The organism is Micromonospora sp. NPDC049891 (genome assembly GCF_040660295.1).
GTDB lineage: Bacteria > Actinomycetota > Actinomycetes > Mycobacteriales > Micromonosporaceae > Micromonospora.
This window is the reverse complement of the sequence record NZ_JBFAML010000006.1, coordinates 195,833-219,407: the sequence shown is the minus strand read 5'-3', so window position 1 is coordinate 219,407 and position 23,575 is coordinate 195,833. Positions and strand designations below refer to the sequence as shown.

Below are 23,575 nucleotides of genomic sequence, written 5' to 3'. Positions count from 1 at the left end.
TTCCCGGTGCCACCACAGGGGGTAATTGCCGGCCGACCCGGTGCGGACGGACCGCCCCCGGCAGGAGTGGACGGTGGTAGTGATGGTCAGGCAGGCAGCGGCCCCGAGTCCCACGGTCGAGGCAACCGACCTGCTCACCGTCGGTGTCGAGGAGGAGTTCCTGCTCGTCGACCCGGACACCGGAGTCGCGGTGCCCGCCGTCGAGGCGGTGCTGGAGCAGGTCCCGGCCGAGCTGCGGGGTCAGGTCGAGCGGGAGTTCCAGACCAGTCAGATCGAGATCGGCAGCCCGCCCGGGTTGGAACTCTCCTCGATCCGGCACTCCCTCGGCCTGCTCCGCTCCGCGCTCGCCGACGCCGCCGAGCGGGCCGGCGCCCGGCTGCTCGCGATCGGCACCGGGCCGATCGACGGACCGGTACCCCCGGTGGTCGACAAGCCCCGCTTCGACCAGATGCTCGCCCGGTACCGGCTGCTGGTGCCCGGGCCGGGCAACAACGGCATGCACGTCCACGTCGGAGTTCCGGACCCCGACGCGGGCGTACAGGTGCTCAACCACGTACGACCGTGGCTGCCGATCCTGCACGCGGTCACCGCCAACTCGCCGTTCGCCCGGGGAGAGGACACCGGCTACGCCAGTTGGCGGTCGATCGAGTGGGAACGCTGGCCCTCGGTCGCGCCGACGCCCTACCTGGTCTCCCACGAGCACTACCAACGACTGATCCGTCAGCTAATCGGCAGCGGCGTGATGCTCGACGAGGGAATGCTCTACTGGTATGCCCGACTGTCGGCCAAGTACCCGACGGTGGAGCTGCGCATCGGTGACGTCTGCCCGACCGTCGACGACGCGATCCTGGTCGCCGCGCTGGTCCGTGGGCTGGTGGCGACCGCGCTCGACGACATCGCCGCCGGACGGCCACCGCTGCCCACCGACCATCACCTGCTGGTCGGCGCACACTGGCGGGCCGCACACGACGGCCTGGAGGGAGAGGCGGTCGACCTGACCAGCGGCGAGCTTCGGCCGGCGTGGGACCTGCTGCACCAACTCGTCGGGCGACTCGGGCCGGCCCTGGAACGGCACGGTGACCTCGCCGAGGTGACAGGTCTGCTGGAGGGGCTGCGCCGGCACGGCAGCGGCGCCGCGCGACAGCGTTCGGTGTACGCCCGGACCGGACGGTTGGAGGATGTGGTGAAGGACGTGGCACGACAGACCCGGGGCGAGGACCCGGCCTGACGAAGGGGTGGGTGCCGTGACGGAACGGTTGATCGTCATCGGCGGGGACGCCGCCGGCATGTCCGCCGCCTCGCAGGCGCGCCGCCGCCGGGGCCCGGACGACCTGGAGATCGTGGCGTTCGAACGGGGACACTTCACCTCCTACTCGGCCTGCGGGATCCCGTACTGGATCAGCGGGCTGGTGACCGACCGGGAGCAACTGGTGACCCGGTCACCGAAGACGCACCGCGAGGACCACGCCATCGACGTGCGGATCCGGCACGAGGTGGTGGGGATCGACCTGGTCCGCCGGGAGGTGGTCGCCCGCGACCTGGACGGCGGCGGCGAGGTCCGCGAGCGGTTCGACACCCTGATGTACGCCGCCGGGGCGGTGCCGAAGAAGCCGGCCTGGGCGCGTACCGACGCCGCCGGGGTGTTCGGGGTGCAGACCCTCGACGACGGTTCGGCGCTGCGCAAGTGGCTGGACGCCGACCCGCAGCCCCGGCGGGCGGTGGTGGTCGGCGGCGGCTACATCGGCGTGGAGATGGCCGAGGCGCTGGTCCGCCGCGGGCTGTCGGTCACCCTGGTCGAACGCGGCGAGCAGCCGATGTCGACAGTAGACCCGGACATGGCCCGGCTGGTCACCGACGCGATGCGGGGGCTGGGCGTCGACATCCGCACCGGCGTACGGGTCACCGACCTGTCGGAGCGCGACGGCCGGGTCTGCGAGGTGGTCACCGACGACGGGCCGATCCCGGCCGACCTGGTGGTCCTCGGTCTCGGCGTACGTCCCAACACCGAGCTGGCCGCGGCCGCCGGCCTGCCGCTCGGGCCGACCGGCGGGATCCGGGTGGACCGCCGGATGCGGGTCTCCGGGGTGCCCGGGGTGTGGGCCGCCGGGGACTGCGTGGAAACCCTGCACAAGGTCAGCGGGCTGCCGGTGCACGTGCCGCTGGGCACCCACGCCAACAAGCAGGGCCGGGTCGCCGGAATCAACATCGGCGGTGGGTACGCCACCTTCGCGGGGGTGATCGGCACCGCCGTGACCAAGGTGTGCGACCTGGAGGTGGGACGCACCGGGCTGCGGGAGCGGGAGGCCCGGATGGCCGGATTCGAGTTCGTCTCGGTGATCGCCGAATCGACGAACCGCGCCGGCTACTACCCCGGGGCCCGGCAGATGACGGTGAAGCTGATCGCCGAGCGGCCGAGCGGGCGACTGCTCGGCGCTCAGATCGTCGGCTGGTCCGAGGCGGCGAAGCGGATCGACACCCTGGCCGTGGCGCTGTGGAACAAGATGACGGTGGACGACATGACCGCGCTCGACCTCGGCTACGCCCCGCCGTACGCCCCGGTCTGGGATCCGGTGCTGGTCGCCGCCCGCAAGGCGGTGGACGCACTCGCCCGCTGACCGCGGCGCGGCCCGGTTCTGTCGGTGCCGGGGGTTAGCGTGTGCGCGTTGCCCGGTCAGGGCCGATGCGAACCCCTCGGAGGAATTCCATGTCGCAGGAGACGACCTACCTCGAACTGTCCGAAGTGGACGGTGCAGCGCACAAGTTCTACGAGGTGGTGGTCGACGACGCCACGATGACCGTGCGCTTCGGGCGGATCGGCGACCAGGGCCAGGTGAAGACCACCGGCTACCCCGACAACGCACGGGCCCGGGCCGCTGCGGCGAAGAAGATCGGCGAGAAGGTCCGCAAGGGGTACGCCCCGGCGGTGCCCGGCGTGCGTCAGAAGCGGGCTGTCTCCCGGCGGCAGATCGTCAGCACCCGCTCGACCGCCCGCACCGCCCCGGTGCTCTGGCGGTACGAGTCCGGTGCGCCGGCCTTCGGCATCTTCGTCGACGGGCGCACCTGCATGGTGGGCAACGAACGAGGTGTGATCACCACCCTCGACCACGACGCCCGGGTGCTGGACCAGGTCCGTCTGCCCGACGGGGTCAAGTGCATCGTCGCCGACGACGCCTGGATCTACGCCGGCTGCGACGACGGCAACGTCTACGACCTCTCCGGCAAGATCCCCCGGGTGGCGTACGCGATCGTGCCCGACATCGACATCTACTGGCTCGACATCCACGACGGGGTGCTTGGCGTCTCCGACGCCGACGGCGGGATCGCCGCCATCGACCACGAGGACGAGTTCCTCTGGCGACGGGCCGGGCGCGGCCGGTCGGCCTGGATGGTGCGGTGCGACGCCGACGCCGTCTACCACGGCGACTCGACGGGAGTGAGCGGCTACGACTGGCGTACCGGTCGGGAACTGTGGCACACCCGCACCGGCTCGGTGCTCTTCGGCTGGCAGGAGCGCGACGCCGTGTTCGCCGGCACCGCCACCCGCGAGGTGGTACGCCTCGGCAAGGACGGCGGCTCGGCCCGGCGCACCTACCGCGCCGACGCCCCGGTCTTCTCCTGCGCCACCGCCTCCGACGGCCGCTACGTCTTCGCCGGGGACAGTCAGTCCTCGATCTACTGCTTCGCCGCCGACGGCACCCGGCTCTGGAAGCTCGGCACCGGCTGCGGTTCGGCGTACTCCATGCAGTACCACGAGCAGCGCCTCTACGTGGTGACCACAAGCGGGCACCTGGCCTGCATCGACGCCAGCGAGCCGGCGATCCGGGCGGCGGAGGCGGGCAGCGTCCCGGAGGTGGTCGACGTCAAGGCTCCGGCCCGGCTGCCGGAGCCCGCAGCCGTGACCCAGGTCGAGGTGGTCGGTGACACCGGCGGCGGCGTGGTCGTCGAGTGCGTCGAGCACGGTGGCCGGCTGCGGGTCCACGTCCTCTCCACCGGCTACCGCCGGGACTGGTCGGTGCAGTTCCCCAAGGGCATCCGCGAGCCCGGGGCGCGCTACCTGGTCACCGAAGTCCGCGAGTCCGGCCGGGGCGGCTTCTACCGGGCGTACGGCGACATCCGTCGGCTCCGCTGATCCCGGCGCACCGTCGGTCCGGACCGCACCGACGGTCCCGGCGGTCGGCCTGGTCCCGACGAGGGCCGGTCCCGATGAGGGGGCCAGTTTGTCCGGTTTGGGGGTGGCGGAGGGCCGGTCCCGGCGGAGACCGGTGTGTGGCGGTGCCGCCGCGCCGGGCACCATGAGCCGGTGACTGGCGCGCTGCGAATCCCCGACGGGTTGGCCTGGCTCCACGGCGTCGCGGGCGGCCCGGAGTGGTTGACCGAGTTGCCCGACCGGCTGACCCGCTGCGCCCGGCGCTGGTCGCTGCGGGTCGGGTCACCCTTCGGGTACGCCTGCGCTTCCCTGGCGGTGCCGGCCGACCTGCCGGACGGCACCCGGGCGGTGCTCAAGTTGCAGTTCCCCGACCCGGAGAGCGAGCACGAGGCGACCGCGTTGCGCCGCTGGGACGGCGACGGCGCCATCCGGCTGCTCGCCCACGACCCCGGCCTGCGGGCACTGCTGGTGGAGCGCTGCGACCCCGGCACCCCGCTGCACGAGATGCCGCTCGACGCGGCGCTCGACGTCGTGGTGGCGCTGCTCCCCCGCCTCTGGGTGCCGCCGACCACCACGGACGAGGCGATCGACGACGTGGTGGGACTGCTCCCCCGCCGCCCGGTGCCGCCGGCCGCCACGCCGGAGCAGCCGGGCAACCCGACGGGTCCGCCCCGTGCGGCGGATGCCGCTGCGGCCCGTGGCGGAGTTGCCGGCCGGGTCGGTCAGCCGTTCCTGTCGTTGGCGGAGGCAGCCGCCGGCTGGGCGGCCCGGTTGCCGGTCAAGTGGGAGCGGGCCGGCCGCCCGTACGACCGCCGACTGGTCGACGCCGCGCTCGACCTGCTGGCCGGGCTGGCCGGCAGCCAGGGCGAGCAGGTGCTGGTCAACCAGGACCTGCACGCCGGCAATGTGCTGCGCGCCGCACGTGAGCCATGGCTGGTTATCGACCCGAAGCCGCTGGTCGGCGAGCGCGAGTTCTCGGTGGTACCGATGGTGCGCGGCACCGAGCTGGGTCACTCCCCGGCGGCCGTCCACCACCGGCTGGACCGGCTCAGCGCCGATCTGGGGCTGGATCGCGACCGGGTCCGTGGCTGGACGATCGGCCAGACCCTGGCCTGGAGCATCGGCGCCGACCAGGTCTTCACCGACCACGTAGAGGTCGTCCACTGGCTCCTCACCTGATCCAACTCGCTGAGATCTTGGTCCGCAACGGCCCCGTGAAGGGCCGTACCGCACCAAGATTCAGGACTGGCAGGTGGGGCACCAGTAGAGGTTGCGGGCGGTGACGGTGCCTCGGTTAACCGGGGTCCCGCAGACGTGGCAGGGCTGGTCGGGCCGGCGGTAGACGTACACCTCTCCCCCGTGCCGGTCGACGCGCGCCGGGCGACCCATCGCCTCGGGCAGGTGGGCGGCACGGACTGTGTCGATCCGGCCGGTGGCGACCGCGAGCGTCATCAGCTCGACCAGATCGGCCCAGAGCACCTGCCAGCCGGCCCGGGTCAGCTCCCGGCCGGGCAGCCTCGGCGACAGACCGGCACGAAACAGCGCCTCGGTCACGAAGATCAACCCAGTGCCGGCCACCACCGACTGGTCCAGCAGCAGCGCCGCCAGCGGCGTCGCGCTGCGCGAGATCCGGGCGTACGCCCGGTCCGGATCGGCGTCGGCACGCAGTGGATCCGGGCCGAGGCGGGCCCGCAGCGCCGCCACCTCGGGCGGACTGAGCAGCTCACAGGCGGTCGGGCCGCGCAGGTCGAGCCAGTGCCGGTCGCTCGTCAGTCGTAGCCGGATCTGCCCCACCGGCTCCGGCGGCTCACCGTCGCCGTCGGTGACCTTCCCGTAGAGGCCGAGGTGCACGTGCAGCGTCACCTCATCGGCATGGTGGTGCAGCAGATGCTTGCCGTACGCCTCGGTGCCCTCCAGCACCGTCCCGGAGATCCGGGCGGCGCCGTCGGCGAAGCGGCCCTGAGGGCTGGCGGCGAGCACCTTGTCCCCGGCGAACAGCTCGGCGTGCCGGGCCGCCAGGCGATGAATGGTGTGTCCCTCTGGCACGGCGCCAAGCCTAGCCAGCGGGCCGGTGAGCAGCGATCGGGCAGCGCCGCTACTCGACGGTAGGGGATCCCCCGCGGCGTCTGGTTCAATTGCCGGTCGGGCCGCCGGCACGGGGGGCACCACGTCGACTCGATGGGGGCAGCGGGGTCATGACGGTTCGGATGCGCCGTGCGGTGGTGGTCGGCAACACCGACGGGATAGGGCTGGCGTTCACCCGCAGACTCCTCGCCGACGGCTGGCTGGTCACCGGGCTGTCCCGTCGGGACAACACGATCATCGTCCCCACGTACACCCACCACACGGTCGACGTCACCGCGCCGGACTATCCCGACGTGCTGGGCAAGGCGATCGACGAACTCGGCGGGTTGGACCTGTGCGTCTACGCCGCCGGCATCGGGGAACCCGTCGACCCCACCGACCTGGACGCGCAGACGCGCACCTTCGAGGTCAACCTGATGGGCGCGGTACGCACCACTGCCGTGGTGGTGCCGAGAATGCTGGCCACCGGCGACGGGCACCTGATCGGGATCTCCAGCCTCGCCGACCGGCTGGTCTCCGGCGAGGCACCCGGTTACGCCGCTTCGAAGGCCGGACTGTCGTCGTACCTGATGGGCCTGTCGGCGGCCCTGCGCCGGCACGGCGTGCACGTGACCACTGTGCGGTTCGGTTTCGTGGACACCAAGATGGCAAAGGGCTCGTCCCGGCCGTTCATGATTCCGGTCGAACGAGCCGTGGAGATCCTCGCCCGCTGCGTCCGCAACCGCCCCGCCCTCGTCTCCCGTCCCCGCCGCCTAGCCCTCCTCACCGCAGCCCTGGCCCCCCTGTCCCGCCCCCACTAACCCCATCCGACCCCACCCCGCCTCCCTTCCCCGCGATCTTGCAGTTGTGGTCGGCGATATGCCCTTTTTACGCGCTTTAGTCGCGACCAAAAGTGCAAGATCGCGGGGAGGGGGTGTGGGGTGGGGTGTCGGTTTGGTGGGGGGTGGGTACCTGCGGGGTGTTGTGGCGTGGTTGGCGATACGGGGCTGATGCCGCCGTCCACGCATCGATCAGGAGGTGAACCTATGAGATTTCCTTCCCTGTCACGTCGGGAGGAACCGGCGCCGCCGGTGGACGACGACGGCCGGGCCGGGACGGTCGCCACCGACACCCGTCGCGGCGAGCGACCCGGCGTCGAGGGCCGCACCGACGGCAGCACCACCGGCCGTGCACCGGCCGACGGCAGCATCGCCACCGAGCGGACCACCGACCAGACGCCCACCCGCCAGACCGCCGCGGACCGGGTCGCCGGCCGCACCGACACCGACCGAGCCGCCAGCAGCCAGACCGCCGGCACCGACACCGACCGGGCGGATCGCCAACCCGACGCGCAACGGAGCGCCGAGGCCCGAGCCGCCACCGCTCGATCCACAGTTCACGGCTCCCGCCGCGCCCGTGCCGCCACCACCGAGACCGTCGACGGCCACCGCGCCACCGGCGTCGACCGCGTTCTCGACGGCGACCGCACCAGCGACCGGACCGGGAACGACCTCCGTACCACCGACGGCGACCGGACCGTCGACGGCCTCGGCACCGCCGACCACGACCGGACCGGCGACGGCGACCGGGCCGGCGACACGGACCGTGCCGTCGGCCGCGAGCGGATCGCCGGCACCCGGGAGCGGGACGACTCGGTCGACGATGACCGGACCCCCGACGGCGAGGCCGGCCGGGATGTCCCGCCGGCACCGGTCGGCCCCCGACCGCGAGCCAGTCTGCTGGCCACACTCGGCCTGATCGTCGGCGTCGGCGGCACCCTCTTCGTGCTCACCGGCATCCTCGCCGGGTACGGCATCGCACTGGGTGCGGTCGGGGCGGTGCTCGCCGTGCTCGGTCTGATCGCCACCCGCCGTCGGCACATCGCCGGCAAGTCCGACGCGCTGCTGGGTATCGCCTTCGGCCTCGGCGCGGTGGTCCTGGGTGTGCTGGCGATGACCGGCCAGTACGACTGGCCGACCACCGACGGCGACCTGGTGGCCCGCTTCCGCGAGTGGCTTGATTCACAGTTTGTCGATCGCCTGTAGCGGGCACATTTCGGCCCGCCGGTGGTTCACCGGCCCGGTCGGTGCAGAACCGACCGTAGCCCGATCAGATCTGGTGGTTCACCAGCCGGGCGCACACGCTCGTCAGGGGCGGCGGTTCGCCGCCCCTGACGTATGTCCGGGGGCGGTTCGCCGCCCCTGACGTGTGTCCGGGCGAGGAATCGTGACCGGATGCGGCCCGCCGATCAGGGCCTCCCGACCCGAACGGGCTCTCGCGCAACGAAAGCCCGCCGGGCGGGTGTTATACGCAATGTTCTGCCGTTGAATGCAAGGGTTCGCGGTGGATTCTGCTCCTCGGGCCCGCATACCGTTGAGCCACGGCGCCAGCCCGTGGGCCGACGGTGGCCGGGCGCGCCCGACGCTTGGAGCAGGACACATGACGATGGACGCCACCCGCCAGCGCTTCTTGATGTGCCGGCCGACGTACTTCGCCGTCGACTACGCGATCAACCCCTGGATGGACCCGACCGCACCGGTCGACGTCGACCTCGCCATCCGGCAGTGGGAGCGGCTGCGCCAGGTCTACCTGGACCTGGGCCACACCGTCGAGGAGATCGCGCCGGTACCGGGCCTGCCCGACATGGTCTTCGCCGCCAACGGCGGCACCGTGATCGACGGCAGGGCGATGGCCGTGCAGTTCCGGGACCCGCAGCGCGCCGACGAGGCCCCCGCGTACCGCGCCTGGTTCGAGGCCGCCGGCTTCGAGATGTACGACCCGAAGCACGTCAACGAGGGTGAAGGCGACGTCCTGCTGGCCGGCGACCACCTGCTCGCCGGCACCGGTTTCCGCACCGCGCACGCCTCGCACGCCCAGCTCCAGGAGGTGTTCGGTTACCCGGTGATCACCATGCAGCTGGTCGACCCGCGCTTCTACCACCTGGACACCGCGCTGACCGTGCTCGACGAGCGGACCGTGGCGTACCTGCCGGAGGCGTTCTCGCCCGGCAGTCAGGCCGTGCTGCGCCGGCTCTTCCCGGACGCGGTGCACGCCACGATGGCCGACGCGGAGGTGCTCGGCCTCAACGCGGTGAGCGACGGCCGGCACGTGGTGCTGCCCGAGCAGGCCACCGGCCTGGCCGCCAAGCTGCGCGACCGGGGCTACGAGACGATCGGCGTCGACCTGTCCGAGCTGCGTCGGGCCGGCGGTGGCCCGAAGTGCTGCACGTTGCGACTCCGTCAGGGAAAGGCGAACCGATGATCGAGGACATGCTGCGGACCCCTGCGGCGGTACAGGACGCGGAGCGCCACACCGCGCACAACTACCACCCGCTGCCGGTGGTGATCTCCTCCGCCGAGGGTGCCTGGGTCACCGACGTGGACGGCAAGCGCTACCTCGACTGTCTGGCCGGCTACTCCGCGCTGAACTTCGGCCACCGGCACCCGACGCTCATCGCCGCCGCGCACGCCCAGCTCGACAAGCTGACGCTCACCAGCCGGGCCTTCATCCACGACCAGTTCGCCGACTTCTGCCGGGAGCTGGCGGCCCTGTGCGGCAAGGACCTGGTGTTGCCGATGAACACCGGCGCCGAGGCTGTCGAGACCGGCATCAAGGTCGCCCGCAAGTGGGGCTACCAGGTCAAGGGGGTACCGGCCGGCCAGGCCAACATCGTGGTCGCGGAGGGCAACTTCCACGGGCGTACGACCACAATCGTCAGCTTCTCCACGGACGAGGACGCCCGAACGGACTTCGGGCCGTACACCCCGGGCTTCCGGATCGTACCCTACGGCGACCTGGCCGCGCTGACCGAGGCGATCGACGAGCACACCGTCGCCGTGCTGCTGGAGCCGATCCAGGGCGAGCAGGGCGTGGTGGTGCCGCCGGAGGGTTACCTGCCGGGCGTACGACGGCTGTGCACCGAGCGCAACGTGCTGTTCATCGCCGACGAGATCCAGTCCGGCCTGGGTCGCACCGGCACCACCTTCGCCTGTGAGCAGGAAGGTGTCGTGCCGGACATGTACCTGCTGGGCAAGGCGCTCGGCGGCGGCATCGTGCCGGTCTCCGCGGTGGCTGCCGACACCGACGTGCTCGGCGTACTGCGGCCCGGCCAGCACGGTTCGACCTTCGGTGGCAACCCCCTCGCCTGTGCGGTGGCGACCGAGGTGGTCCGGCTGCTGGCGACCGGCGAGTTCCAGCGCCGCTCCGCCGAGCTGGGCGAACGGCTGCACGCCGGGCTGGGCGGGCTGATCGGCAAGGGTCTGGTCGCGGTACGCGGCCGGGGCCTCTGGGTCGGCCTGGACCTCGACCCGTCCCTGATGAGCGGCCGGGAGGCCTGCGAACGACTGATGGAGCGGGGGGTGCTGGCCAAGGACACGCACGGCTCGACCATCCGACTCGCCCCGCCGCTGGTGATCACCGAGGAGGAGATCGACCACGCGGTGGCACAGGTGGCCGCCGTACTGGCCGGCTGAGCGGTCGTACTACGCCGGGTGGGCGCCGGGACCACGGTCCCGGCGCCCACCGGCGTCAGCGCGGTAGGCGCATCGCCATCGTCGGTGCCTCGGACATCACCGAGTCCGGGTTGTACGGCGCTCCCGCCGGGAACTCGTTCGGACGGCCGACCTGCACCCCCGGGTACAGCTCCACCATGTCACCGGCGCCGAGCACCCGGGACTGCTGTGGGGCCAGCGGGATCCGGTCCGCCTCCGCCAGCGAGCCGCTCGGCCGCACTCCGGAGCCGTTGGTGCTGACGTCGGTGGCGACGACGTCGCCGCCGCGCAGCTCCAGCCGCAGGTGGTTGCGGCTGATCCAGCGCCGCGCCTCGTCGTTGAGCCACTGACCGAGCATGATGCCGCCGGAGCCCTCCGGTGCCCGGCCGATCACCACCGGCTGCTCCTCGGTGAGCACGAACCGACGACGGATCAGGCCACCGACGCGTACCGCGAGGACCTCGCTGCGTGGCCGGGGACCGGCGTCACGCAGCCGCGCACCGTGCCGGGGGCAGGTGGGCACGCCGTTCCGCAGCGACGGCGGCGGCTGCCCGGTCGGCGCGCGGTCGATCCGGGCCAGGTCGGCAAAGGCACCACCGCCGCCCGCACCGCCGAACAGAGTGCAGCCGGACTCCGGGCAGCGCCACTCGCGGGACAGCAGCTTGGCGGCGGCCGGTGAGGGTGGGCCGACGACCGGCGTGTGACCGCCGCCGACGTGGGCGATGAAGACCGGACCGCCGGCGCCCGGCACCGGTGCGAGGACCCGACCCGGCTGTTCCACCAGCCAGGGGAACCGCCCACGCAGGCCGTCGAAGCGGACCCGGCTGAGCACCGGCAGGCCGAGCAGGTCGGCCACCTCCAGCATCCGGTCACCGGGGTTGTCGAGCACCTCCACCAGGCCGTCGTCGGCCCACCTGCGCACCACCATGCGCTCGTTGGAGGTGAGGTCGGCGTCGGAGAGCATTCCCCGGTGCACCACCGCGTAGACCGGGACGCTGTCCTCCTCCAGACTGCGTGCCAGCGCGTCGATGACCATGCCGAGGCGTAGCGAACTGGCCGGACGCCCGCCGTCGAGATCCTGGTAGCGGATGATCTCGGCCAGGTCGAGCACTGCGCGGGCCAGCTGCGGGTCGGTGCAGACCCGCCCCTCGATGGCGTCCAGCACCTTGCTGATCTCGAACCTCATCGGGCACCCTCCACGATCTCGTCGATCCGCCGGGCCAGCCGGATGTCACGCTCGGTGACCCCGCCGACCGAGTGGGTCACGCAGTGGAAGGTCACCGTGCGCCACCGGATGTCGATGTCGGGGTGATGATCCAGTTCCTCGGCCGTGACGGCGACCCGGTCGACCACCGTGATGGCGTCCGGGAAGCTGGCCAGCTCCACGGTTCGGGTGATCCCGGCGGGGTCTCCCGACCAGCCCGCCAGCCCACCCAGCTCGTTTCGCACCGCCTCGGCGGTGAGCACCTCTGCCATGGCCAGACCCTACCGGTGCCGACCGGTACCACCGCCACCAGCGGTGACCGGCCATCCGGTGGACATCTGCTGTCCCCGGACGGCCGGTCGCGATCCGTTCGGCGCCCGAGCGCGGTGGCGGGCCCGGGCGGTGTGGGAACCGCCGCCGGCTCAGGTCTCGCGGTTGAACAGGCGCCTGGACCACAGGTGGCCGCCCAGTGCGATGACGGCACACCAGCCGAGCGCGATCCACGCGTTGTTCCCGATGGGTTCGTCGGTCAACAGGCCACGCAGGGTCTCGATGATCGGCGTGAACGGCTGGTACTCGGCGAACCAGCGCAGTCCCGCCGGCATCGAGTCGGTGGGTACGAAGCCACTGCCGAGAAACGGCAGCAGAATCAGCGGCATCGGCAGGTTGCTCGCCGTCTCGACGCTCTCGCTCACCTGGCCGAGCGCGACGGACAACCAGACGAGGGCGACGGTGACCGCCAGCAGGAAACCGGCTGTGGCCAGCCACTCGACCGGCCCGGCGGAGGGCCGGAAACCGACAAGCAACGCCACACCGATCACGATCGCCAGGCTGATCGCCGTTTGGATGACGCTGCCCAGGACGTGCCCGGTCAGCACCGAGACGCGGGCGATGTGCATCGTCCGGAACCGGGCGATGATCCCTTCGGTCATGTCCATGGCGACCGAGATGGCTGTTCCCTGGACCGTGGCCGCGATGGTCATCAGGATGATCGCGGGTGCCACGTAGTTGACGTAGGCCGCCCGCCCGGCGGCCGCGCCGTCCGGTGCCGCCCCGCCCAGCCCGTTGCCGAGCGTGCCGCCGAACACGTAGACGAAGAGCAGCAGGAAGACGACGGGCATCCCGACGAGCATCAGGGTCATCGACGGGTACCGCAGCATCCGTCGGAGGTTGCGCCGCAGCATCGTCGTCGAGTCGCGGAACGGATGGACACGGAGCTTGACCGGCGCGGGTCCGGCGAGAGCGGGAGTGCTCATCGACTGGTCACCTTCTCTCTGCTGGAGTCGCCGGTGAGGGCGAGGAAGACGTCGTCGAGGTCGGGGGTGTGCACGGACAGCTCGTCGACCTCGACGGCCCGGTCGTCGAGCTGGCCGATCAGGGCCTTGAGCGAGCGCAGGCTGCCGTCGCTGGGCACCCGCAGCGCGAGCGGGTCGTTGTCGCGCGCAGCCTGGTCCAGCACGCGCACGGCCGCGTCGAGGCCGTCCGCGTCGGCGAACCGCAGGCGTACGTGGCCACCGGGGATGCGACGCTTGAGTTCCTCGGCGGTGCCCTCGGCCACCACCCGACCTCGGTCGAGGACCGCGATCCGGTCGGCCAGTTCGTCGGCCTCCTCCAGGTACTGCGTGGTCAGGAAGATGGTGACGCCGCCGGCCACCAGGTCCCGGATGATCTCCCACATGGTTCGGCGGCTGCGCGGGTCCAGCCCGGTGGTCGGCTCGTCGAGGAAGATCACCTGCGGGCTGCCGACCAGGGTCATCGCCAGGTCGAGCCGCCGCAACATGCCCCCGGAGTAGGTCGATGCCGGCTTTCCGGCCGCCTCGGTCAGCTCGAACTGTTCGAGCAGGCGAGCGATGCGCTGACGACGTTCGCGCCGGACGAGATGGTGCAGGTCCGCCATCAGCCGTAGGTTCTCCTCCCCGGTGAGCAGCTTGTCCACGGCGGAGAACTGGCCGGTCACACCGATCGCGGCGCGTACCGCGTCCGGCTCGCGGGCGACATCGTGCCCGGCGACCCGCACATCACCGGCGTCGGCACTGAGCAGAGTGGACAGGATCCTGACGGTGGTGGTCTTCCCGGCGCCGTTGGCACCGAGCAGCGAGAAGACCGTTCCGCTCGCCACGGTCAGCTCGAGACCGTCGAGCACGACGTGGTCGCCGAAGGCCTTCCGTAGCCCGGTCGCGGCGATCGCCGGCCGGGAGGGCGTACTGATCATGATTTTCCTTTCTCCGGATCGGGCGGGGTTCAGGAGCGGCGGATGGTGATGTCGCCGTAGGAGGTGCGCCCACGCACCTCGACCGTCTTGTCGCCCTCTTCCGGCCGGCTGGCGTCCTCCAGCAGGTTGCGTACCTGGCCGAAACCGGTGTTCACCTCGAGCCAGGCGGCGGTGCCCTCGGCGATGCCGATGTCCAGGTCACCCGCCGCGGTGCCGAGGACTACCGAACCGCGGGCCACCTCGCCGAGGTGGATGCTGCCGTTGGAGGTCTTCACGTCGACGCCGGCACCGGCCCGCTGGATGTCGATGGCACCGTTCGCGTTGCGTACGCGCACGTCACCGGCGACCGCGTCGATCGCGGTATCGCCGTTGGAGTTCTTGACCTCGGCGTTGCCCTCGATCTCACCAATCTGGATCTTGCCGGAGCCGGTGGACACCTCCGCGTCACCGGTGATGCCGTCGGCGGTGACGTGACCGAAGCCGGTGTGCAGGCGCAAGGGACCGGTCCGTTCGAGCCACACGTTGCCGGTGGTCTTGAGCCGGCACTCGCCGAGCCGACCGGCAGAGCGGATGTCGCCCATCAGCAGGTGCGCGCTGAGCTGGGAATCGTTGGGCAGTTCGATGGTCAGTTCAACCGACCTGGTCTTCCGGGAGAAGTCGAAAGCGCGCTTGGGCCCGGTGACCCGGAGTGTGCCGTCGGCGTAGTCGACCCGGATCTGGGCAGCCTCGTGCACATCCGACTCGTCGGCGGCGTCACTCGGCCGGACCTCGACGACGGTGTCGGTCCGGTCGCTGGCGGCGATTCGCACGTTGCCGACGCCGAGTTCGACGGTGACGGAAATCGGTTCGGGCGTCTCGAAAACAGGCATGGTGGTCCCCACTTCCTGGGTAGGTGGGTCGTCCCCGCAGGTCGGGCGGGGTGTGGAAGGTCGAACGGTGCGGTCAGCGCACCCAGCCGGTGAAGCCCTGCTTGGCCCGTTTCCCGCTGCCACGTGGCACGGGACGCTGGTCACGGTCGGGCCGTTGCAGGGCGGCGGCCGCCGACCGGACCAACCAGGCGTTGACCGAGCGCCCCTCCTTGGCCGCGGCCTCCTCGATCGCCGCCTTGAGCTGCTCGGGCATGCGCACGTTGATCCTTGCCGCAGGGCCGTCCTCGGCGACCAGCAGATCGTTGTCCGGGGCACCACCGACGGTCGTCGGGGCGTCCTCCGCGCCTGCGTGCGGCTCGGCGGGTGGCAGGGTGACGACGAAGCTCGGATCGCGGCCGCGCAGGCGCAGTTCCACCGAGCCCGGAGCCAGTTCCCGGGTGATCTCGTCGGCGGCTGCCGACAAGGCGTCCAGCAGGGTCATCCGGATCGCGGACTCAAGCGGACCGGTCAGTCGCTCGACCAGCGCACGCGCGTCCTCACCTCCGGCTTCGGCGAGCGCGGCGAACTCACGTCCGAGGTTGCTCACATACGAGGTCAAGTCCATGGCACCATCATGGCACACGCATGGCACACAGACAAGCCATCTTGGCTCAGCATGCTGCCATGCGTGGCATCATGTGGTGCACGACTGCGGCGGACGGGCCGTACGCGCCCCTGCTCGCGGGCCGGCCAGCGCTCGGCGGACATCCATGGCAGGGGTTGAGCCAGGATCGGGCCCTCGGGCCGTCAGCCCATCCGGCCGACGGCCGATCGCAGCCGAAGCAGATCGCGCCGACGACGCTCGTAGGTGGTCGCCAGGCCGATCAGCGCCAGCCCGGCAGCGGCCAGGAAGGCCCATCGGGGCAGCAGGTCCCAACTGCGCACCAGCTCGTACAGGGCGAGCAGGGTCAGCGTCCCCCCGCCGAGCACCACCGGCGCCTGCCAGCGGCGTACCGCGCCGAGCAGCGTCGCGGCGAGAGCGGCGGCACCGAGCAGCAGCCGCCGCCAGGGCTGCGGGTCGTCGCCGAACAGCACGGCCGTCAGGCTGGGCAGCAGCACGGCGGTCAGGCCGGGCCCGAGCGCCAGCCAACTGTTCAGCCCTGGCCGGGTACGCAGTCCCACCGCGCCAGCGACGAGCGCCACCGCCGCCAGCGGCACCGTGTACGCCTCCAGCACGTTCACTCCGCCGGCGACGAGCAGCAGCCAGACGGCCAGCAGTTCGCTGCCGCCGCCGATACCGGCGAAGATCCAGCGCCGCCCGATCGTCTCGTCCCGACGCAACAGCCGGACACCCATCGCGACGCCCCACAGCACGCAGATCGTCGCGGCGTGCCGGAGTGCACCCAGGGTGAGCAGCAGCGCGAGCAACGCGACCGCCTGTGCGGCGGCGTCCAGCACCCGGCCCAGCAGCACCGACGCGGCGGAGCCCACGGACCCCCCGGAAGCCGATCCGGGCGACACCGCCGGCTGCGGCGGCGCGGCCGGCACCGGCGGCGCGGCCGGCTGCGGCGCTGGGTCCGGCAGGCTCCACCGGCTCGACGGCAGCGTCGCGGCGAGCACGAGGGTGAGCGCGGCGACGCCGAGCACCGCGAACGCCGCCACGCGTGGCGGCTGCCCGCCGGCCAACGGAGCGGTGACCGCGAACCCGGTCGCCGCCGCCACCGCGACCAGCCAACCGAGCAGGCGTACCACGAGGTGCCGCGCGCCCATTCCGACGACAGTCGCCGCCACCACCAGCAGCCCCGTCCCACCCAGGGTGCCGGCCCGGGTGGCCTGGAGATTGAGCAGCCCGGCCACCGCCAGCACCAGCCCGACCGGCAGGGCCGTCCCGACGAACGCGCCGCCCGGGTTCCACAGCGCGACAGTCAACAGCAGAGCCACCCCGCTCAGCAGCACCGTCGCCGGCACCACCGGCCAGGGCACGGCGGCGGCGACCAGCAGCACCGGAGCGGCAGCGGCCACGAAGGGCAGCACCGCCCCGGCGATCCGCCAACCCCCGGCACGCCCACCCGCCGGGCGGAGCCTCGCGGCTTCGGCGCGGGACGTCGGCCAGGCGGCCAGGGCCGCCGCCATCGACAGCAGGACCAGTGCCAGGCCGACCGGTAGCGCGTCCGGTGCCGGCCGGCTCGCCGGTGCACCGGACCACGGGGCGGGCGGCGGACCGTACGGCGTCAGCAGTGCGGTCACCACCACCGGCACGGCCGCCAGCACCGCCACCGCGGCCAGGCCCAGCCCGGCCACCGGCAACAGCCCCGACGGGCGGGTCCGGAACCCGGCGAGCGCGACAAGCGACGCCGCCACGGCCGCGTACACCGTGATCCGCTCGGCACCCGGTACGACCAGGGGGGACAAGCCGGTCAGCACCGCCACCACGGCGAGCCCGGTCGAGGCGTACCCGGTCAGGTCCGGCCCGGGCCGACGCAGCGCGAGCAGCGCCACCGCCGGCAGCGCGACGGCGGCCAGCGCGGCCCGGGCCTGCCACCACGGCGGGGCACCGACGCCGATCAACGCGATCGCCGCCCCCGCCGGCACCACGAGCACCGCGGCAACCAGCCCGCAACCGGCCACGGCCCGCCGCACCGGGTCGCCGTGTCGCCCGGCGACCGCCACGCCGAGGCCGACGGCCAGGATCACCGCACAGGCGGCGCCGGCACCGATCGGAGCCGCCAGCCCGACCAGCAGCCCGTGCCCGAGCAGCACCGCGCCGGCCGACGCCGAGGTCAGCACCGCCACGGTGGGCAGCGTCGGGCGAGCCACCGCCACGACCAGCAACACCGCGCCCACCACGAGGTCGATCGCGACCACTGCCGGCCAGGGCGCGGCCCAGGCCACCGGGACGGCGAACGCGGTCGCGGCGAGACCGGCCGCCAGCACCGCCGGCCGGGCGGCCCGGGGCAGCAGCAAGGCCACCGCCGCCGCGGCCAGCGCCACCGCCACCGGCAGTTGCCAACCCCAGGCGAACACCGGCCCCGCCGTGGCCCCCCGCCACGGCGGCAACGACCGGCCCACGGCGGCACCGGCCAGGAGCAGCCCCGCCAGCGCCGCCAGCAGCCCGCCACCACCGGCGACCAGCAACGCCCCCGCGCGGGGACCGGCCCGCCAGCCACGCGGCAGCAGCCGTACCGCGCCGGCCAGGCCCACCGCGACAAGCGCCGACACCAGCAGCCACACCGACGCGCGCAGTTCCACCACCGGACGGATGATCGCACCGGCCAGCACCGGCACCAGCGCGCCGCCCGCCAGCGCCCGAGCCGGCTCGGCACCGGCCAGCAACGCCGCGCCGAACCCGGTGAGCGCCACCAGCAGCATCGGCCCACCGGCCAGCAGGGGTACGCCACCCGCCCGACCGACCAGCAGGGGCACCAGCGCGCAGCCCGCGGCGAGCAGCAGCCAACCGGCGAACCCGGTCCAGGCCAGCGCTGAGCCGGCCAGCCGCAGCGCCGGTGTCGTCGCGGCCCCCTCGTCCACGACGACACCGACGCGCTGCCGCAGTGCGACCACCACCGCCAGGTCGACAAGCGCCACCCCGACGAAGACCACCGCCCAGCCGGCCGGTTCCGGACGGGTCTCGGCGGCGAGCAACGGCAGCACCGGCTGGACGACAAGCAGCACGGCGAACCACGGCACGGCCAGTCGGCTGAGTCGCGCGTAACCGACAGCCACCGCCGCGCCGACCGCCGCGACCAGCGCGGCGTACCGGCTGCCCGGCCAGGCGGTCACCCCGAACAGGTCGACCGACCAGGCGGCGTACCCGTCGAGCAGCACCAGCAGCAGCCCGACGGCGGCGAAGGTCTCGGCGGTGCCGCGCAACCCCCGCCAACGCGCGACGAGTGGCACGGCCAGCAGCAGCGCGGTGAACGCCAGCAGGATCATCGCCCGGCCGGCCACCCCTACCGACGCCCAGGCCACCGCCGTGAAGACGGTCGCCGCCGTACCGAGCAGCAGTCCACCGAGGACGAAGAGCAGACCCTGCACGGTCCGCGTCGACGCTTCCGCACCACCCGGGCGAACCGGCGCGGAAACGGCCTGCCCACCGAAGGCCGGCACCGGAACTGCCGGCACGGGAGCGGCCGGCACCGGAGCGGCCGGCACCGGAGCGGCCGGCACGGGAGCGGGTCCCGGATACCCACCGACGGCCGGTGCGTCGCTGCGGACCGGCGGCGCGGCGGTGACCGGGAACTCCGCCCGGACCGCAGCGGCCAGTTCGCCGCGCCGTCGCCGTACCGCCTCCAGTCGCCCGACCAGCCCCTCGTACGCCTGACGGGCCCGCTGCACCTCGCCGCCCAGCACGATGATCTCGCGATCGAGCCGGATCACCTCGGCCGCGGCCGGGTGCGGCGGCCTGCCGCAGCCGGTGCAGCCGGAGTCGAGATTCGCCGAGGAGCCGCAGGCCGGGCAGGGGTAGGCGTTGTCCACGCCGTCATCCTCGACGGCCAGGTGCCGCCGGCACCAGAGTGTGCGTACTCAGGAGCGGGTGTGCTCGAAGACCCAGGCCGCGTATCCGGGATGACCGCAGTCCACCCGGCTGACCAGGATCTCCGGTACCTCGTAGGGATGGCTGGCCCGCAACTGCTCGACCAACGCGTCGACCCGGTCGGGTGCGGTCTTGAACTGCACCGACCACTCGGTGCTGGTCTCCACCCCAGACCGCCACCAGTACGTGCTGTCCACCTGGCCGCCCACCTGCGCGCAGGCCGCCAGCCGCCCGGCCACCGCGGCGGCGGCCAGCAGGTCGGCGACCGACCGCGCGTCGACCACCGTCGTCACCACGCTGATCTGCTCCACAGGCGCACCCTACGTCGCATCGTCGTGGTTGGTCGCGATCCACTCGTCTATCCGACTCCACCATTCGTAGAGCCAGTCGATGCGCTGCTGCCGGTCGGTCGGGACCTCCTCCGGCGGCACCGACCAGAACCGCATCACCAGCCGCTTGTCCATCGGCAGCTCACGCCACACGTCGGTGACGGTGAGCATCCGGTCCAGGCCGGTGTGGGCAACGAAGATCACTCCGGCGTCGGGTGCCGCGTCCAGCGCCGCCAGCAGGCCGCCCGGTTGCGGGGCGAGCACGTGCCGCATCGCCTCCGCCTTGACCGCCATCCGCTCGTGTCCACGGTCGCGCAGCCGCGCGATGGCCCGCAGCCGGCGCTTCGGGGTGAAGTTGCTGCCCTCGGGAAAGATCACGAAGGCGTCGTCGTCGTCCAGGCCGGTGGCGAGATGTCCGACCTGCTCGGTCAGCGAGCCCCGACCGTCACGGCCCGGCGCGATGAACCGGCTCGGCAGCCGGTTGAGCAGCACGTCGATCGCCGGATCCCACTGGAGGGTGTCCTTGAGGACGATCCGCGGCTCCCGGCTGAACCAGTTCACCAGCGCGTGGATCAGGATGAACGAGTCACCCGGGCCGGCATGCCGGCACAGCACCAGTTCCGGCCGGCCCGGCAGGGCGGTGTCCGGGTCGGTGCCGACCACGTCGATGCTCAGCCGCAGCGTCCACCGGGCCTGCCAGAACAACACCCGCAGGAACCAGCCGGCCAGCACGTAGTGGGCTCGCTGGAAGGCCGGTGAGCGTACCCGCCAGCCGAATCCGGAGCCGACCCAGAGCACGAAGAGGCTGAGCAGCGCCGCCGCGTCCCACACCAGGTAGAAGCAGCCGATCCAGAGCAACCGCAACGGACGCAGGTGGCCGGGAACGAACGGGGACGCGGCGAGCGCCAGCAGGGCCCACAACGGCACCGTGGTGACCAGCAGGATCGCCAGCAGCACCACACCGGGTGCCAGCAGCATTCGGCGCAGCCAACGCGGCGGTAACGGCATCAGCGGTCCAGGTTGGCCAGGTAGTGCCGGGAGGCCGAGTACGCCCGGCTGATCCGCCGGCCCACCGCGGCCATGTCCCGGTACGCCCACGGGGTGTCGTCGCGTGGTTCCAGCCCACCGGTCGGCAGCACGTGCACCTCCACCCCGTCGGGCAGGGCGGCCATCTCCCGGGCGAACCGGTGCCGGCGGGCGATCTCGAACGCGACCTGGGCGATCTCCCAGGGCCGCCGGGGCGGCGCCAGCGCCCGCTCGATCCGACCCACCTGGAGTACGAAGATCCGGCCGGCGCCGGCGGCGACCGCTTCGCCGATCGGGATGGAGTTGACGATTCCTCCGTCCACGTAGTGCTGGTCGCCGATGCGCGCCGGTGGCAGCAGCCCCGGCACCGAGGCGGACGCGAGGACGGCCGGCACCACCGGCCCGCTGACGAACCAGTGCTCGGCGGCCCGCTCGATGTTCGCCGCGCAGCAGCGGAACGGAATCTTGAGATCGGCGAAGGTGGTCTGGGCGCCGAGTTCGCTCTCCAACAGCTTGCGCAGCGGGCGGGGCGAGTGCAGGTGGGTACGGGCGGCGAAGCGGCGCAGCTGCCGGGCGACCGAGTCGCCGTACACCTCGCTGGCCTCCGGGGAAGCCCAGAGCCGCACCAACCGGTCGGTCACCGCCTCGGACGGGTCGGCGGCCACCAGGGCCCCGTTGACCGCGCCGATCGACGTGCCGAGCACCAGGTCCGGCCGGATGCCGGCCCGGAACAGGGCCCGCAACATGCCCACCTCGACCGCGCCCAGGACACCCCCGCCGCCGAGCACGAAAGCCACAGGTCCCCGCGCCATGCCGTTCATCCTGGCACGGCCGCGCCCCGGCGGGCCCACCCGTACGCCCCTCCGCGACGTCTAGCCCGCCTCGGCGCGACGGTTGCCGGTCAGGTCGGCGGGGCGGTGTCGCATCGAGGCCCGTTGACAGGGGGGGCAACATTCGCGCAACCTGATACCGCTCCCACCTATGAGGCAGGTGCGATCCGTGAAGCCAGCGCTGCAGCCCGGCCGGTTGCTGGCCACCAGATACCGGCTGATCGACCAGATCGGTGCCGGCGGCATGTCGGTGATCTGGCGGGCCCACGACGAGGTACTCGACCGGGTGGTCGCACTGAAGGTGCTCGCCCCGTCACTGGCCGCCGACGCGAGGTTCCGTGACATGGTCCGGGAGGAGGCCCGAGCCGCGGCTCAGTTGGTCCACCCGAACGTCACCTCGGTGCACGACTACGGCGAGACGGTGTCGCCGGACGGCGCCATCACCTCCTTCGTGGTGATGGAGCTGCTCTCCGGAGAGGAGCTGGAGTTTCGGCTCACCGAGGGTCCGCTGCCGTGGCCGCAGGCGGTGGAGATCGGCGCTCAGGTCGCCGACGCGCTGGCCGCGGCCCACCGGCTCGGCATCGTGCACCGGGACATCACCACGGCCAACGTGATGATGACCCAGGTCGGCGCGAAGGTGCTCGACTTCGGCATCGCCACCCGGATCGGCGCCCCCGACGACGACGAGGACGGTGCCACCTTCGGCACTCCCGCCTACGTGGCGCCGGAGCGGCTCGACGGCGCTCCGGCCCAACCCGCGACCGACGTCTACTCACTCGGGGTACTGCTGCACGAGACCCTGACCGGTCGGGTGCCGTATCCGGCGGACACCTGGGATGAACTCACTGTCGCGCTCGCCGAGGGCCCACCGCCGTCGCTGGCCGGGGTGCCGGGGCTGCCGCGGACGGTGGCCGAGATCTGCCTGCGTTGCCTGTCGCGGGACCCCGCTGACCGTCCCACCGCCCGCCAGGTGGCCACCGTGCTGCGCGACCAGATGCTGCCCGCCGATCCGCAGGCCAACACGATGCTCGCGCCCACCGTCACGCTGCCCACGATGGGCCGGACCGACGCCGCCGCTCCGGTCCCCGCCTGGGTTCCACCGACCGTCGGTCCCATCGCGTTCCAGCCCGCCCTCACCGGCGTTGTCTCCGGCACGGTGGCGGGCACCTTGGGCGGCATCGACGGTGCCGCTGACAACGGCGGCAGAGGTCCGGACGGGAGCGACGCCGAGGCGGGTACCGGAATGGTCGGGGTCGGGCCCGCACCGGTCTCCGAGGCCGACCCGGGGCGGGGACGGCGGCTGCCGCGTCCGGCACCCGTCGACGGTGACGACCCCGGGCAGGGACGGCGGCTGCGGCGTCCGCTGCTCGTCACGGCGGCCGTGGCCACTGTGGTCGCGGCGGCGCTGGCGGTACCGGCGCTGCTGTCGGAGGAGGACGGCGGACCGCCCGCCGTACTGCCCACGAGCGGACCGCCCGCGACGTCCGAGCCGGCCCCGCCGGACGACACCGCAAGCGTGCCGCCGACCGCCGTGCCGTCGAGCACCGCACCGACGCCAGCGGCGACATCCGGCGTACCGGGTCCACCCGCGGGCGGCGACAGCCTCGTCGAGGCCGCGAACCGCCTGGACGACGTGATCGATGCCGGTCTCGCCGACGGCGGCATCCGCGACGACGTCGGCCTCGACCTGCGCAACGAGCTGCGCAACCTCACCCGGGCGGTGACCGGCGGCGAAGGCGAACTGGGGCCGGGGGTCGCCCGGCTGCGTGAGAAGGTCTCCACCCGGCTACGCGAGGACGGGTTGAGCCCGGCGTACGCTCAGCAGCTCGATGCGGCGATCACCGCGCTCGGTGCCGCGCAGGTCTGAGCGAAAAGGTCTGAGCGAAACGCC

Annotated in this window: 20 protein-coding genes; 9 read left to right on the top strand and 11 right to left on the bottom strand. The window is 72.7% G+C overall.

Annotated elements, in window-relative coordinates:
• Positions 1–82 precede the first annotated feature (82 nt).
• The 4 genes from AB0I71_RS11015 to AB0I71_RS11000 all read left to right on the top strand — a co-directional run bounded on the left by AB0I71_RS11015 (position 83) and on the right by AB0I71_RS11000 (position 5,326).
• Positions 83–1,228 (top strand): glutamate--cysteine ligase, encoded by a 1,146-nt coding sequence (locus AB0I71_RS11015; protein WP_357583256.1) that lies wholly within the window; start codon positions 83–85, stop codon positions 1,226–1,228.
• A gap of 16 nt (positions 1,229–1,244) precedes the next feature.
• A complete protein-coding gene (locus AB0I71_RS11010; RefSeq protein WP_357583254.1) occupies positions 1,245–2,615 on the top strand; it encodes an FAD-dependent oxidoreductase in 1,371 nt (456 codons plus the stop codon).
• Positions 2,616–2,704: 89 nt separating this feature from the next.
• Positions 2,705–4,129: a WGR domain-containing protein gene (locus AB0I71_RS11005; protein ID WP_357583252.1), complete on the top strand. Its 1,425-nt coding sequence runs from the start codon at positions 2,705–2,707 to the stop codon at positions 4,127–4,129.
• Between the two features lie 171 nt (positions 4,130–4,300).
• Complete coding sequence (locus tag AB0I71_RS11000) at positions 4,301–5,326, top strand: aminoglycoside phosphotransferase family protein (RefSeq protein ID WP_357583250.1); 1,026 nt, start codon at positions 4,301–4,303, stop codon at positions 5,324–5,326.
• Between the two features lie 60 nt (positions 5,327–5,386).
• Here the strand turns inward: AB0I71_RS11000 and AB0I71_RS10995 are convergent, their stop codons facing one another.
• The gene (locus tag AB0I71_RS10995) at positions 5,387–6,193 is read right to left on the bottom strand and encodes a DNA-formamidopyrimidine glycosylase family protein (protein ID WP_357583248.1); all 807 of its coding nucleotides are present in this window, start codon (positions 6,191–6,193) and stop codon (positions 5,387–5,389) included.
• Positions 6,194–6,342: 149 nt separating this feature from the next.
• On the opposite strand from AB0I71_RS10995, the gene AB0I71_RS10990 reads away from it, so the two are divergent.
• The 4 genes from AB0I71_RS10990 (at position 6,343) to rocD (ending at position 10,683) form a co-directional block, all read left to right on the top strand.
• A complete protein-coding gene (locus tag AB0I71_RS10990; protein ID WP_357583246.1) occupies positions 6,343–7,032 on the top strand; it encodes an SDR family NAD(P)-dependent oxidoreductase in 690 nt (229 codons plus the stop codon).
• Positions 7,033–7,257: 225 nt separating this feature from the next.
• Positions 7,258–8,256, top strand: a complete 999-nt coding sequence (locus AB0I71_RS10985) for a thrombospondin (protein ID WP_357583244.1) — start codon at positions 7,258–7,260, stop codon at positions 8,254–8,256.
• Positions 8,257–8,656: 400 nt separating this feature from the next.
• Entirely contained in the window at positions 8,657–9,472 is an 816-nt protein-coding gene (gene ddaH / locus AB0I71_RS10980) for a dimethylargininase (protein WP_357583380.1), read from the top strand.
• Positions 9,469–10,683, top strand: a complete 1,215-nt coding sequence (rocD, locus tag AB0I71_RS10975; RefSeq protein ID WP_357583242.1) for an ornithine--oxo-acid transaminase — start codon at positions 9,469–9,471, stop codon at positions 10,681–10,683. Before ddaH ends, rocD begins: the two co-directional genes overlap by 4 nt.
• A gap of 55 nt (positions 10,684–10,738) precedes the next feature.
• Here the strand turns inward: rocD and AB0I71_RS10970 are convergent, their stop codons facing one another.
• The 10 genes from AB0I71_RS10970 to AB0I71_RS10925 form a co-directional block, all read right to left on the bottom strand.
• A complete protein-coding gene (locus AB0I71_RS10970) occupies positions 10,739–11,887 on the bottom strand; it encodes an FHA domain-containing protein (RefSeq protein ID WP_357583240.1) in 1,149 nt (382 codons plus the stop codon).
• Positions 11,884–12,177, bottom strand: a complete 294-nt coding sequence (locus AB0I71_RS10965) for a 4a-hydroxytetrahydrobiopterin dehydratase (RefSeq protein ID WP_357583238.1) — start codon at positions 12,175–12,177, stop codon at positions 11,884–11,886. Before AB0I71_RS10965 ends, AB0I71_RS10970 begins: the two co-directional genes overlap by 4 nt.
• 150 nt (positions 12,178–12,327) lie before the next feature.
• Positions 12,328–13,161 carry an ABC transporter permease gene (locus AB0I71_RS10960; RefSeq protein ID WP_357583236.1) on the bottom strand — a complete coding sequence of 278 codons (834 nt, stop codon included), beginning with the start codon at positions 13,159–13,161 and terminating at the stop codon, positions 12,328–12,330.
• Entirely contained in the window at positions 13,158–14,117 is a 960-nt protein-coding gene (locus tag AB0I71_RS10955) for an ATP-binding cassette domain-containing protein (protein ID WP_357583234.1), read from the bottom strand. Before AB0I71_RS10955 ends, AB0I71_RS10960 begins: the two co-directional genes overlap by 4 nt.
• 29 nt (positions 14,118–14,146) lie before the next feature.
• Positions 14,147–14,986, bottom strand: coding sequence for a DUF4097 family beta strand repeat-containing protein (locus AB0I71_RS10950; RefSeq protein WP_357583232.1), 840 nt, complete (start codon positions 14,984–14,986; stop codon positions 14,147–14,149).
• Between the two features lie 73 nt (positions 14,987–15,059).
• The gene (locus AB0I71_RS10945) at positions 15,060–15,590 is read right to left on the bottom strand and encodes an Arc family DNA-binding protein (RefSeq protein ID WP_357583230.1); all 531 of its coding nucleotides are present in this window, start codon (positions 15,588–15,590) and stop codon (positions 15,060–15,062) included.
• Positions 15,591–15,772: 182 nt separating this feature from the next.
• Positions 15,773–19,441 carry a hypothetical protein gene (locus AB0I71_RS10940; RefSeq protein WP_357583228.1) on the bottom strand — a complete coding sequence of 1,223 codons (3,669 nt, stop codon included), beginning with the start codon at positions 19,439–19,441 and terminating at the stop codon, positions 15,773–15,775.
• 48 nt (positions 19,442–19,489) lie between these two features.
• A complete protein-coding gene (gene cutA, locus AB0I71_RS10935; RefSeq protein WP_357583226.1) occupies positions 19,490–19,810 on the bottom strand; it encodes a divalent-cation tolerance protein CutA in 321 nt (106 codons plus the stop codon).
• A 9-nt stretch (positions 19,811–19,819) separates the two neighbouring features.
• Positions 19,820–20,836: a 1-acyl-sn-glycerol-3-phosphate acyltransferase gene (locus AB0I71_RS10930; RefSeq protein ID WP_357583224.1), complete on the bottom strand. Its 1,017-nt coding sequence runs from the start codon at positions 20,834–20,836 to the stop codon at positions 19,820–19,822.
• Positions 20,836–21,666, bottom strand: coding sequence for a patatin-like phospholipase family protein (locus tag AB0I71_RS10925; protein ID WP_357583222.1), 831 nt, complete (start codon positions 21,664–21,666; stop codon positions 20,836–20,838). The genes AB0I71_RS10930 and AB0I71_RS10925 overlap by 1 nt, the downstream gene beginning before the upstream one ends.
• A 187-nt stretch (positions 21,667–21,853) precedes the next feature.
• Between AB0I71_RS10925 and AB0I71_RS10920 the strand changes: the two genes are divergently transcribed.
• Positions 21,854–23,551, top strand: coding sequence for a protein kinase (locus tag AB0I71_RS10920; protein WP_357583221.1), 1,698 nt, complete (start codon positions 21,854–21,856; stop codon positions 23,549–23,551).
• The last annotated feature ends 24 nt before the right edge of the window (positions 23,552–23,575 follow it).

Bases quoted from the DNA above. Each gene is read 5' to 3' on its own strand.
- AB0I71_RS10970 (WP_357583240.1), bottom strand. From the start codon at position 11,887: ATGAGGTTCGAGATCAGCAAGGTGCTGGACGCCATCGAGGGGCGGGTC.
- rocD (WP_357583242.1), top strand. From the start codon at position 9,469: ATGATCGAGGACATGCTGCGGACCCCTGCGGCGGTACAGGACGCGGAG.
- AB0I71_RS10955 (WP_357583234.1), bottom strand. From the start codon at position 14,117: ATGATCAGTACGCCCTCCCGGCCGGCGATCGCCGCGACCGGGCTACGG.
- AB0I71_RS11005 (WP_357583252.1), top strand. From the start codon at position 2,705: ATGTCGCAGGAGACGACCTACCTCGAACTGTCCGAAGTGGACGGTGCA.
- AB0I71_RS10965 (WP_357583238.1), bottom strand. From the start codon at position 12,177: ATGGCAGAGGTGCTCACCGCCGAGGCGGTGCGAAACGAGCTGGGTGGG.
- ddaH (WP_357583380.1), top strand. From the start codon at position 8,657: ATGGACGCCACCCGCCAGCGCTTCTTGATGTGCCGGCCGACGTACTTC.
- AB0I71_RS10930 (WP_357583224.1), bottom strand. From the start codon at position 20,836: ATGCCGTTACCGCCGCGTTGGCTGCGCCGAATGCTGCTGGCACCCGGT.
- AB0I71_RS10985 (WP_357583244.1), top strand. From the start codon at position 7,258: ATGAGATTTCCTTCCCTGTCACGTCGGGAGGAACCGGCGCCGCCGGTG.
- AB0I71_RS10945 (WP_357583230.1), bottom strand. From the start codon at position 15,590: ATGGACTTGACCTCGTATGTGAGCAACCTCGGACGTGAGTTCGCCGCG.
- AB0I71_RS11015 (WP_357583256.1), top strand. From the start codon at position 83: ATGGTCAGGCAGGCAGCGGCCCCGAGTCCCACGGTCGAGGCAACCGAC.
- AB0I71_RS10950 (WP_357583232.1), bottom strand. From the start codon at position 14,986: ATGCCTGTTTTCGAGACGCCCGAACCGATTTCCGTCACCGTCGAACTC.
- AB0I71_RS10925 (WP_357583222.1), bottom strand. From the start codon at position 21,666: ATGGCGCGGGGACCTGTGGCTTTCGTGCTCGGCGGCGGGGGTGTCCTG.
- AB0I71_RS10990 (WP_357583246.1), top strand. From the start codon at position 6,343: ATGACGGTTCGGATGCGCCGTGCGGTGGTGGTCGGCAACACCGACGGG.
- AB0I71_RS10960 (WP_357583236.1), bottom strand. From the start codon at position 13,161: ATGAGCACTCCCGCTCTCGCCGGACCCGCGCCGGTCAAGCTCCGTGTC.